This is a genomic window from Streptomyces sp. NRRL F-5630, assembly GCF_000719475.1.
Classification (GTDB): Bacteria; Actinomycetota; Actinomycetes; order Streptomycetales; family Streptomycetaceae; genus Streptomyces.
Map to the genome: position 1 here is coordinate 1 of NZ_JOGO01000113.1, position 11,695 is coordinate 11,695.

The following is an 11,695-nucleotide window of genomic DNA, read 5'->3' on the forward strand; positions in this document are numbered from 1 at the left end:
GGCCCCTCCCCCGCCCCGCACGGCACCGTCCCACGTCCCCCCGCCGCCCGAGGCGCCCCCGCCATCCCCGCGCCGCCACGCCCCGCACCGCGAGCGGCACGAGGCGAGACCCCCGGCGACGGGGAGCGGAGGCGGCGGCGTGTGCGCCCTGGGCCGTGCGTACGGCGGCTGGCCCGCCGACAGCCCGCAGACGCGAATCTGCCGGGACGCGTACGGGGGTTGAGCGGGGCGCGGGGCGGCCTACGCCCGCAGCGCCGCCGACAGTTCCCCGCGGGCGCGCGCCGCCGCGCCGACAGGGACGGCGTCCGAGGCGAGCGCCGCGCGCACCAGGCGCACCGGGTGCCCGCTCACCGGCGGCTCGGCCGCGAGGCCGGACAGGATGGCCGGCTCCAGGAGCGGCCAGGCCCGGCTGACGCCGCCGCCCACGACGACGGTCGTGAGGTCGGCGACGCCCGCCGCGATCACGACGGCGCGGGCGATGCCGCGCCCGGCGGCCTGGTAGACGGCGCGCGCCTCCTCGTCCCCGTACGTGGCGGCCTCGTACACCTCGCGGGCGGTGAGGCGGCGGCCGGTGCGCTCCGCGTACCTGGCGCCGATGGACCGGCCGGAGGCGAGGGTCTCCAGGTGGCCGCGCCCGCCGCACGTGCAGGGCAGGTCGCCGAAACCGGGGATGTGCCCGATCTCGCCCGCCGCGCCGTGCGGACCGGGGAAGAGGGCGCCGCCGGTCCAGAGGGCGCCGCCGACGCCCGTCCCGAGGGTCATCCCGAGCACGTCGCTCTCGCCGCGCACGGCACCGGCCGAGACCTCCCCGAGGAGGAAGGCGTTGACGTCGTTGTCGAGGAAGGCCGGGACGCCGAGAGCCGTCTCGACCGCCTCGGTGACGGCGAAACCCGCCCAGCCGGTGAAGGAGTCGCTCGCGACGAGGACGCGTCCGCTCGCGGAGTCCACGACACCGGCCGCGCCGACCCCGGCGCCGACGAGCCGGCCCGGGGTGCAGGCCAGGAGCGGGGCGAGGGCGCCGAGTGCGGCGGCCAGCATGGCGTGGCCGCCCTCGCGCGCGGGCGTCGCGACCTCGGCCCTGGCGAGGACGGTCAGGTCGTCGGCACACACCACCACCTGGGTCGTGGTGCCGCCGATGTCGATGCCCGCGCACAACGGCCGCGCGGGATCGGGGGCCGGGCGGGCCCCTGTGGGGGGAACGGGGTGGGTCACGCCTGTGCCTCCGAGCGGCCCGCGGCGAGCGTGGCCAGGCGGTCGGTCCGGCGGGCGCGCTGCACCGCCGGGTCGGGCACGGGCACGGCTGCCAGCAGGCGGCGGGTGTAGTCGGTCTCCGGGTGCAGCAGGGTCGTCCCCGTACTGCCCTGCTCCTCGACGCGGCCCGCCCGCATCACGACGACGCGCTGCGCGAAGTGCTGCACGACGGCGAGGTCGTGGGAGACGAAGAGGCAGGCGAAGCCGAGTTCCTCCTGGAGTTCCGTGATGACCTCGAGCACCGCTTCCTGCACGCTCACGTCGAGGGCGCTGGTGGGTTCGTCGGCGACGAGGAGGCGGGGTTCCAGGACGAGGGCGCGCGCCAGGCTGACGCGCTGGCGCTGGCCGCCGGAGAGTTCGCGCGGCGCGCGCCGGGCGACCTCGCGCGGCAGCCGGACCCGTTCGAGTACGGCGGCGACCTCCGCCTGGCGCTCCTTCGCTGACAGGGCGCGGCGGTGCACCCGGAGCGGTTCGGCGACGCACTCGCCCACGGTCATGCGCGCGTCGAGCGAGGCCACGGGGTCCTGGAGGACGACGCCGATGCCGGAGCGCAGGGCGCGGCGGGCCCGGCCCCTGGTGCGGCCGAGGTCGGAGCCGAAGAGCGTGACGGTGCCCGAGGTGGGCGGGATGAGGCCGAGCGCGACGCGCGCGGCGGTGGACTTCCCGGAGCCGGATTCGCCGACGAGGCCGAGGGTCTCGCCGGGGCCGACGTGGAGCGAGACGCCGTCGAGGGCGCGCACGGCGGCCTTCCCGCGGCCGAAGACGACGCTGATGTCGGTGAGTTCGGCGACGGGAGCGGGTGCTTCGGGGGCGGGTGGAGCGCCCCGTACCGCCTCCGTCTTCCGCGCGGCCGCCTCGGCCCCGGTCTTCTCCTCGGCCACCGCTGCGGCGACGGAGAGCCGGGGGACCGCGGCGAGGAGCCGCCGCGTGTAGTCGTGGCCTGGACGCAGCAGGACGTCCTCGACCGGGCCCGTCTCGACGATCTCGCCCCGGTACATGACCGCGACGCGGTCGGCGAAGTCGGCGACGACGCCCATGTTGTGGGTCACGAGCAGCACGCCGGTGCCGGTGTCGACGGCGAGGCGGCGCAGCAGGTCGAGGATCTCGGCCTGGACGGTGACGTCGAGCGCGGTCGTCGGCTCGTCCGCGATCAGCAGGCCCGGCTCGTTGGCGATGGCCATGGCGATGACGACGCGCTGGCGCTGCCCGCCGGAGAGCTGGAAGGGGTAGGCGCGGGCCCGGTTCTCCGGGTCGGGGATGCCGACGCGGCGCAGGAGTTCCACGGCCTCGGCGGCGGCCTCCTTCGCGGAGACCTCGCGGTGGTTGCGGATGACCTCGCTGATCTGGCGGCCGATCCGGGTGAGCGGGTCGAGCGCGGTGGCGGGTTCCTGGAACACCATCGAGACGCTCTTGCCGCGCAGCGCGGCGAGCGCCGAGTCGGGGGTGCCGACGACCTGGGTGCCCGCGACGACGGCGCTGCCGGTGGCGCGGGCGTTGGCGTCGAGGAGGCCCATCGCGGCGAGCGCGATGGTCGACTTGCCCGAGCCCGACTCGCCGACGAGGGCGAGCGTTTCGCCGGGGGCGACCTGGAGGGACACGCCCTGGACGGCCGGCACCTCGCCGGTCTCGGTGGTGAAGACGACGCCGAGGTCGTCGAGTCGCAGTACGGGCTCGGGCGCGGGGCGTCCGGGAGCCTGGGTGGTGGCGCTCATCCGCGTCCCCTCACATCGAAAGCGTCGCGGAGCCCGTCCCCGATCGCGTTGAACGCCCACACCACCACGATGATGGCCAGGCCGGGCGGCAGGATCAGCCACCAGTAGCCGGAATAGGCGGCGGTGAGCCCGGCCGAGAGCATCCCGCCCCAGTCGGTCTGCGGGGGCTGGACGCCGAGTCCCAGGTAGGAGACGTAGGCGACCAGGAGGATCGCGTCGGCGATCTGGAAGGTCGCGGCGACGATGACGGTCGAGACCGAGTTGGGCAGGATGTGCCGCAGGATCGCGCGGCCGTGCGTGCCGCCGATGGCGCGCAGGGTCAGGACGTAGTCCCTGTTCTTGAGGGTGAGCGTCTCGGCCCGCACGAGACGGGAGGGCACGAGCCAGGACACGAGGCCGAGGATGACGACGAGGCCGCTGAGTCCGGGCGTGGTGATGGCGGAGACCACGAGGAGGATGAACAGCGCGGGGATGGCGATGCCGGCGTCCACGACGCGCATCATGAACGCGTCGATCCAGCCGCCCGCGTACCCGGCCGTCGCGCCCCACAGCGTGCCGATGACGGTGGCGAGGACACCGGCGGCGAGGCCGACGATGAGGGAGACCTTGCCGCCGTACATGAGCCGGCCGAGTTCGTCGTGGCCGACGGCGTCGGTGCCGAGCCAGTGGGCGCCGCTCGGGGACTGGTTGACCTGGTCGAGCATCGTGTGGGTCTGGTCGGTGGAGTACACGAGCGGGCCGGCGAAGCAGAACAGGAAGAAGAGGACGACGAAGGCGAGGCCCACGACGGCCAGTCGGTTGCGCAGGAAGCGGCGGACCGCGAGCCTGGCGCCGGACGCCTCGCTCGGCGCGGTGGCGGTGCCGGGGACCTTGCCCGGCTGGATGACGGCGCTCATGCCCGTCCTGCCTTCACTCGGGGGTCGATGACCCGCTGGACGATGTCGGCGAGCAGGGTGCCGACGACGGTCGCGACCGCGATCACGAGGACGCAGCCGAGCAGGACCGGGTAGTCGGACGCCTGGGCAGCGGTCCAGAACAGCAGGCCCATGCCGGGGTAGTTGAAGAGCTGTTCGACGACGAGGGCACCGCCGAAGAGGACGGGCACGTAGTAGCCGAGCATCGCGACGACGGGTGTCAGCGAGTTGCGGAAGACGTGGCGCCACAGGATGGCGCGCGAGCGGGAACCGCCCGCCCTGGCGGTGCGCACGTAGTCCTCGGACAGGTTCTCCAGGGTCGCGGCGCGCATGTAGCGGCTGAAGACGGCGATCATCGAGGCGGCGCCCGCGACCACGGGGAGCACGAGGGCCCGCGGGTCGGAGAAGACCTGGCCGAGTGTCTCGCCCTGCGGGGCCTGCGAGGGGAACCAGCCGAGGCCCTGGCTGAAGACCAGCACCAGGATGAGCCCGAGGAAGTACACCGGCGTCGAGTAGGCGATGAAGCTCACCGTGGTGATGACGTAGTCGACGGGCTTGTTGCGGCGCACCGCCTGCCACATGCCGAGCGGGACGGCGAGGACGAGGCCGAGGAGTGCGGAGAGCACAGTGAGGACGAGGGTCTTCGGCAGGCGCTCGGTGATGAGCTGCGACACCGGTTCGTTGAGGGTGTAGGAGGTGCCGAGGTCACCGTGGAGGAGCTGGCCGAGGTAGTAGAAGTACTGGACGGGCAGGGGCTTGTCGAGGCCCTGCTCGTGGTTGAAGTGCGCGATCTGCTGCGCGGTGGCCTGGGGCCCGAGGATGCCGCGCGCGGGTCCGCCGGGCAGGGCGTGCAGCAGGCCGAACACGACGATCGTCACGATGACGATCACCGCGAGGGCCTGGAGGACGCGTCTGATCAGGTACGAGGAAGTGCTCATGTGTTCTTCCGGTCGCCTTCGTCTCTGGGGGGCGCGCTGGCGTCACCGGGGCCGGGCGGCGTCGCCGCCGCGCGGGAGCCGACGGGGAGGGGGTGCGCGGGCGTGAGGGCGGGCGCGGGCCCGGGGCGGCCTGACGGCTCCGCGGGCCCGCGCGCACCGACCGGGTCTACTTGGTCCACTTCCACATGGCGGGATGGAAGTTGGCGAGGGAGTCCTGCGCGAAGCCGCCCAGTCCCGTCTTGACGACGGAGATCTGGTAGTCGGGCTCGGGGAGCCAGATGACGGGGAGGTCCTTGGCGAGCGCGGCGCTGTACTTCCGCACGGCCTCGTCCGAGGAGGAGGTGGTGGTGGCGGAGATGAGCTTGTCGACGGCGGGGTTGGAGTAGCTGCCGAAGTTGGAGCCACCGCCGGTCGCGAAGAGGGAGTCGCCGCTCGGGTAGGCGGGGAAGTACCAGCTGCCCGCGGTGCCGAAGAAGGAGAGCTGCCACGTGCAGCCGGAGTCACCGGCCTTGCACTGACCGGCCTGCGACAGGACCGAGTTGACGGGCGCGGTCTTGATGCCGAAGGTGATGCCGGTCTTCGCGAAGGAGGACTGGAGGGCGCTCATCAGGTTGTCGGTCACCGTGGAGCCGGACTGCGACAGGACCCGCATCGCGAACTTGGTGCCCTTGGCGACGCCCTTGCCGCACTGGTCGTCGCCGGTGCCGGGGTTCGTGCAGACGAGGCCGCCGCCCTGCTTCGTCCAGCCGTGGCCGGTGAGGAGCTTCCTGGCCTTGGCGGTGTCGAAGGGGTACGGGTTCTTCTTCTGCTCCGGCGAGACGAAGGAGGAGGTCTGGCCCTGCGGCACCGGGCCGTAGGTCTCGACGGCGGTGCCGTTGTAGACGACCTTGGACAGGCTCGCCTGGTCCACGGACATCTGGATCGCCTGGCGGGCGTACAGCTGCTTGAACACCGCGCCCATGGCGGGGTTGTTGAAGTTGTACGGCATGTACGTGATCGCCCAGCCGGTCCACGGCTTCAGCGTGTAGCCCTTGGCCTTGAACGCCGCTTCCTGGCTGAGGTCGGTGGCGTTGATGTAGCCGTAGTCGACGGTGCCGGAGCGGAGCGCGTTCACCTCGGCATCGGTCGTGGTGAACGGCAGCAGGTTGACGTTCTTGATGTGCGCCTTGCCGCCGCCGTCGTACTTGGCGTTGGCGGTGAGCTGGACCTTGCCCGCGGTCGTGAAGGTCTTGAGGGTATACGGGCCGCTGACGGTCTTCCACAGCGGGTCGCTCGCGTAGCCGGAGATCTTCTTGGCCGCGCCGTTGAGGTACGACCAGACCTTCTTGGCACCCGCGGTGCCGCGGTCCAGGTCGGAGACGGTGCCGTTGTCGCTGGTCTTGTCCCACACGTGCTGCGGCATGGGGCGGATCATGCTCAACTCGTTGGCGAGCATCCACTGCTGGTTGTACGCCTTGTCGAAGGTGAGGGTGAAGTGCGTGGCGTCGACGGTCTTGAAGGAGGTCCAGTTGTCCGGCGCCTTGCCCGGGCTGTAGCTCGCCCAGTCCTCTTTGTCGGCCTTGACGAGGTTGTACCAGAACTCCACGTCGCGCGAGGTGACGGGCTTTCCGTCGCTCCAGTGGCGGTCGCCGAGGGTGATCGTCACGCTCTTGCTGTCGGCGGCGAACTTCGCTTCGGTGGCGAGCGAGTTGTCCTTGTTCCAGCCGACCTTGCCCGCGGAGCCGTCGTACGCCACGAGCGGTTCCCACAGGGACTGGGATATGGACGAGTTGTTCGTGTTGAGGTGCGCGGCGGTGCCGACGGGGAGGATCCAGTTCGGCGTGAAGTTCGCGGGCAGCGCGTAGTTGATGGTGTCCGAGGACGACGAGCCGGACGAAGAGGTGCCGCCGCCGGAACACCCGGTGAGCAGTGCGCCCGTGGTGACGGCGGCACCCGCGACCAGGGCCCAGCGGCGGCCGGCCGCCGTGCGAGCAAGGGACATGACTCTCCTCAGGTGAAAGGACCCGCATTCGTCCCGGCAGTCCGGGCCGGCGCCGCGGGGTCGGCGCTGTACGGCGACAGTCAACGACGGACCCGCCGAACAAACAAACAAGAATTAGTAAAAAGTAAGTTTCTACGGGTCGGAAGAAAGTCCCGAGCGAGCACATGGACCCGCCGACTTGGCACTTATGCCCCGATTCGAGCCCTCTTCAGCTGACCCAACAACGCGTCAACTTTCTCCACGGAGTGGTCATCCGCGCTCGGCGCGGGCGTACTGTCTCCGTCACACCCACCATTGCGGAAGTTACTTCGTACATGACTGAAATAAGTGCACGGGACCGCAAGGCCGTCAAGGGCGTGTCCGCGAAGAGCGCGGCCAAGGGCGCGCCCGCCCTCGCCGCGCGGGTCCTCGAACTCGTCGCCTCGGGCCAGGCCACGTCCCGCGCCGAACTCGCCGGGCTCCTCGGTGCGGCTCCCTCCACCATCTCCCTCACCGTGGCCCAGCTCGTCGAGCGCGGGCTCGTCGCCGAGGAGGGCACCCAGTCCTCCACCGGCGGCCGTCCGCGCAAGGTCCTGCGCGTGGGCGGTCACGACGAGTACGCGATCGCCGCCGACGTCGGCGGCAGGCACGCCCGCATCGGTGTCGTGCTCCCGGGCGGCGGCCTGCGCGAGGTCACGGGCGTCCCGTTCGAGATCGACGACGGCCCCGAGGCCGCGCTGCCGAGGCTCGCCGAACACCTGGAGGCACTCGCCGCCGCCCGCGGGCGCGCGCGGCTCCGCGGGGTCGGCCTCTCCCTGCCCGGGCCCGTCGACGCCGCCGCGGGTGCCGTCGTGCTGCCCTCGCGGATGCCGGGCTGGAACCGCTTCCCGGTGGCCGACTGGCTGGAGGAGCGCTTCGGCGTCACCGCCGTCGTCGACAACGACGCCAACTGCATGGCGGTCGGCGAACAAAGTGTCCGGCCCGCCGGGCACCGCCAGTCGATCATGGTGAAGATCGGCTCCGCGATCGGCGCCGGTGTCATCGCCGACGGCCGCCTCTACCGGGGCGCGACCGGGGCGGCGGGGGACATCACGCACATCCGCGTCGACGCGGGCGGCGCCGACGTCCCCTGCTCCTGCGGCAACACCGGCTGCCTGGAGACGGTCGCCTCGGGCGCCGCCCTCGTGCGCATCCTGCGGGAGCGCGGCCTCGACGTCACGAGCACCGAGGACGTCGTACGGCTCGCGGGCGACGCCGATCCGGAGGCGACGCGCGCGGTCCGCAGGGCGGGCGACCATCTTGGCCAGGTCCTCGCCGCCAACGTCAACTTCTTCAACCCCGACGCCGTCTACCTCGGTGGCATCCTCTCCACCCTCGAACCCTTCGTCGCCGCCGTGCGCGGACAGCTCTACGAGAGCTGCCACCCGCTCGTCACCGAACACCTCACCATCGAGCGGGCCTCGCTCGGCGCGGACGCGGGCCTCGTCGGCGCCGGGCTCTCCGCCCTCCAGCGCGCCCTGGCCCGGGCGCTCGGCGAGGCGGGCGGTGTCGTCCCCGTCCCGGCGCCGGCCAGGGGCTGACGCCCGTCCCCTCGCGGGAGCGCGGCGCCCCCGGCCCGGGTGCGCCCGCCCCGCCCACTTCGCCCTCACCCTCCGTACGAGGAGCCACGCCATGTCCCAGAACAGCACCGCCCGCACCGCCCTCAGCCGCCCGGTCATCGCCGTCGCCGGGCTCGGCATCGAGTCCTCCACCTTCTCCCCCGCGCGTACCGAGGCCCCCGCCTTCCACCCCGCGCGCGGCAGCGCGATATTCGACCGGTACCCCTTCCTCGCCCCCGGCGCGCCCCTGCGCGAGGCCGCCGAGTGGCACGGCGCGCTGGTCGGCAAGTCGCTGCCCGGCGGCACCGTCACGGCCGCCGCCTGGCAGACGCTCACCGACGAGCTCATCGAGCGCCTCGCCGCGCTGCCCGCGCTCGACGGCCTCTGGTACGACATCCACGGCGCGATGACGGTCGAGGGCCTCGACGACGCCGAGGCCGTCCTCCTGGAGCGCATCCGCGCGACCGTGGGCCCCGACGTCGTCGTCTCCACCTCGATGGACCTGCACGGCAACGTCTCCCGTGCGCTCGTCCACCGCAGCGACCTGATCACGTGCTACCGGATGGCCCCGCACGAGGACCACATGGAGACCAAGGAGCGCGCGGTGCGCAACCTGGTCGACCTCCTCGCCTCCGGCGCGCCCCGCCCCGTCAAGGCGTGGGTCCCGGTCCCCGTACTCCTCGCGGGCGAGCAGACCTCGACCCGTATCGAGCCCGCGAAGAGCGTGTACGCGGCCGTCGACGAGATCGAGGCGACCGAGGGCGTGACGGACGCCGCGATCTGGGTCGGCTACGCCTGGGCCGACGAGCCCCGCAACCGCGCCGTCGTGGTCGTCACGGGCGAGGACACCGAGGCGGTCACGCGCGGGGCCGAGCGCCTGGCCCGGGGGTTCTGGGACGCGCGCGCGGACTTCGGCTTCGTCGCGCCGACCGGCACGTTCGACGAACTGCTCGACGAGGCACTCGCCTCCGCGCGGAAGCCGTACTTCATCAGCGACACGGGCGACAACCCCACCGCGGGCGGCGCGGGCGACGTCACCTGGGGCCTCACCCGGCTCCTGGAGCGGCCCGAGTTCCAGAAGGAGGACGGGCCGACGGTCATCTACGCCTCCGTCCCCGGACCGGCCGCGATCGACACCGCCGTCGCCGCCGGAATCGGCGCGACCGTCACCGTCACGGCGGGCGCCGCCGTCGACGACCGGCACGCCGGTCCCGTCACGCTCACCGGCGTCGTCCACGCCGTCCGGCACGGCGACCGCGACGCCGAGACCGAGGTCGTGGTCCGGGTGGGCAGCGTGTACGCGATCCTCACGAGGCTCCGCAAGCCGTACCACCACGAGCATGACTTCACGGACCTGTCCCTGGACCCCCGCTCCGCCGACATCGTGATCGTCAAGATCGGGTACCTGGAGCCGGAACTGTTCGCCATGGCCAACGACTGGAAGATGGCGCTCACGCCCGGCGGCGTCGACCAGGACCTCGTCCGCCTCGGCCACCACCGCATCAGCCGCCCGATGTTCCCCTTCGACCGCGACATGGCCGATCCGGACCTGACGGCCCGCGTCATCCCCGCCTCGGACCAGCCCCTCACCGGGAACGAGGAGTGACCGGCGCCCGGGAGTCCCGTCCCGAGCTGGAGATCGCGGTCACCTCGGCGGCGGGCGCCCGCGCCGCCCGCGACGGCGGAGCGGACCGCGTCGAACTCTGCACCGGCCTGGAGCTGGGCGGCCTGACGCCCTCGGCCGCCCTCGTCGAGGCGGTCGCCGATGCGGGCCCGCCCGTGCAGGTCCTGGTGCGCTGCCGGCCCGGTGACTTCCTTTACGACGCCGAGGAGATCGCCCTCATGGCCGCCGAGGTGCGGTCCGTGATCGCCTCGGGGGCGCGCGGCGTGGTGATCGGCGCGCTCACAAGCGAGGGCACGCTCGATGTCGACGCCGTCGCCAGGCTCCGCGACGCCGCCCAGGAGGCGGACCCGGCGGTCGAGGTGACCCTGCACCGCGCGATCGACGTGTCGGCGGACCCGGCGGCCACGGCCGCGCTGCTCCCGGCGCTCGGCCTCACCCGGGTCCTCACCTCGGGCGGCGCACCGGCCGCGGGGCGGGGCCTCGACCGGCTGGCGGCGATGGCCGCGGCGGCACCCGGCGTGCAGGTGATGGCGGGCGGCGGCGTGCGCCCCGCCGACATCCCGGCCCTGCTCGCGACGGGTGTCGACGCCGTCCACCTGTCGGCGAAACGCCGCGCCCCCGTCCGCGCCGACGCCGCCTGGGTCCCGCTCGGCGCGTCCAGCGCCTCGGCGGAACAGGACACGCACTTCGTCACGGACGCGGCGGTGGTGGCGGAGGCGCGGAGGGCACTCGACAGGGCGAGGCGCGCGGACGCCTGACGGGGGGGCAGGCTTCTTCCGCCCCCACCTTCCGCCTCTACCTTCCGCCTCTCCGGATGCCCTGGCGGCTTACGGGCGGCGGGAAACAGTGGTGGCTCTCGCGCGGCGCTCTGCCCTCGCCCGGCGGGTCCCCTCCCCTGCCCCGGCCGCGGGGCAGGGCCCGCCCGCGCGGAGCACGCCTGCGCGCCGCCCTGGGTGCCCGCCGCCGGGTCGTGGCCCGCGAGGCACCCGGCTGACGCGGGGGACTCAGCCGGCCGGGGCCTGACGTGACAGCTCCCCGCGCCACTGCTCGGCGCCCCACTCCTCGAACCGCTTCACCTCGGTGAAGCCGAGCCGTGCCGCGAGGCGCAGGGAACGGGTGTTGGCCGTCCGGATGGTCACCACCACCGGCTCACCGGGGCGCTCGTCCGCGCACCAGCCGAGCGCCGCCGCGCACGCCTCGATCGCGTACCCGCGCCCCCACACCCGGGGCAGGAAGAGGTACCCCAGCTCGGTGCTCCCGTCCTCGCGCCGGTCGAGCGTCACCGCGCCGATCATCTCGTCCTCCGCCGTGACCACGAAGAACCCCGGGCGCTGTCCCGGCACTTCGGGCATCGCCTCCTCCAGTTCCGCGCGTGGTCTCGCCCCGCCCTTGTGGGCCCCGACCTCCTCCGAGGAGAACAGCGCGACGAACATCGGCCTGTCCCGCGCCTCCGAGGCACGGAGCACGAGGCGCTCGGTCGCTATCGGGGCGGGTGGCCAGGCGGCGGACGCGGGTGCTGTCATGCCGGGCAGGCTAGCGCCGTCCCCGCGCACCGGCGGGCGGGAGGCGGGCGGCGGGAGGCGGGAGGAGCGGGCCGGAGGGTGGACCGGGCCACCGGAAGACGGGAGCGGCGGGGCCGGACCAGCGGCCCGCCCTTAAAAAACACCCGCCGTCACCCCCGCGGCCCCCCGCGCACCC

General features: G+C 73.4%; 9 protein-coding genes. 3 read left to right on the plus strand and 6 right to left on the minus strand.

The genetic code is table 11. From position 1 onward, the window contains the following. Positions 1-240: 240 nt before the first annotated feature. The 5 genes from IF99_RS0128795 to IF99_RS0128815 form a co-directional block, all read right to left on the minus strand. Positions 241-1,155, minus strand: coding sequence for an ROK family protein (locus IF99_RS0128795; protein WP_031001077.1), 915 nt, complete (start codon positions 1,153-1,155; stop codon positions 241-243). Positions 1,156-1,208: 53 nt separating this feature from the next. Next, positions 1,209-2,963 carry a dipeptide ABC transporter ATP-binding protein gene (locus tag IF99_RS0128800; RefSeq protein ID WP_031001079.1) on the minus strand — a complete coding sequence of 585 codons (1,755 nt, stop codon included), beginning with the start codon at positions 2,961-2,963 and terminating at the stop codon, positions 1,209-1,211. Continuing rightward, positions 2,960-3,859: an ABC transporter permease gene (locus IF99_RS0128805; RefSeq protein WP_031001082.1), complete on the minus strand. Its 900-nt coding sequence runs from the start codon at positions 3,857-3,859 to the stop codon at positions 2,960-2,962. Before IF99_RS0128805 ends, IF99_RS0128800 begins: the two co-directional genes overlap by 4 nt. Beyond that, positions 3,856-4,815: an ABC transporter permease gene (locus IF99_RS0128810; protein WP_031001084.1), complete on the minus strand. Its 960-nt coding sequence runs from the start codon at positions 4,813-4,815 to the stop codon at positions 3,856-3,858. The genes IF99_RS0128805 and IF99_RS0128810 overlap by 4 nt, the downstream gene beginning before the upstream one ends. Positions 4,816-4,981: 166 nt before the next feature. Beyond that, positions 4,982-6,796 carry a peptide ABC transporter substrate-binding protein gene (locus IF99_RS0128815; RefSeq protein WP_031001086.1) on the minus strand — a complete coding sequence of 605 codons (1,815 nt, stop codon included), beginning with the start codon at positions 6,794-6,796 and terminating at the stop codon, positions 4,982-4,984. Positions 6,797-7,110: 314 nt separating this feature from the next. Here IF99_RS0128815 and IF99_RS0128820 point away from each other — a divergent pair, with 314 nt between their 5' ends. The 3 genes from IF99_RS0128820 to IF99_RS0128830 all read left to right on the plus strand — a co-directional run bounded on the left by IF99_RS0128820 (position 7,111) and on the right by IF99_RS0128830 (position 10,755). After that, positions 7,111-8,355: an ROK family transcriptional regulator gene (locus IF99_RS0128820; RefSeq protein ID WP_234340905.1), complete on the plus strand. Its 1,245-nt coding sequence runs from the start codon at positions 7,111-7,113 to the stop codon at positions 8,353-8,355. 91 nt (positions 8,356-8,446) lie between these two features. Continuing rightward, positions 8,447-9,979, plus strand: a complete 1,533-nt coding sequence (locus IF99_RS0128825) for a M81 family metallopeptidase (protein WP_031001088.1) — start codon at positions 8,447-8,449, stop codon at positions 9,977-9,979. Then, positions 9,976-10,755 carry a copper homeostasis protein CutC gene (locus IF99_RS0128830; protein ID WP_031001089.1) on the plus strand — a complete coding sequence of 260 codons (780 nt, stop codon included), beginning with the start codon at positions 9,976-9,978 and terminating at the stop codon, positions 10,753-10,755. The genes IF99_RS0128825 and IF99_RS0128830 overlap by 4 nt, the downstream gene beginning before the upstream one ends. A 246-nt stretch (positions 10,756-11,001) precedes the next feature. Here IF99_RS0128830 and IF99_RS0128835 read toward each other — a convergent pair whose 3' ends face one another. After that, a complete protein-coding gene (locus IF99_RS0128835; RefSeq protein ID WP_031001090.1) occupies positions 11,002-11,520 on the minus strand; it encodes a GNAT family N-acetyltransferase in 519 nt (172 codons plus the stop codon). Between the last annotated feature and the right edge of the window lie 175 nt (positions 11,521-11,695).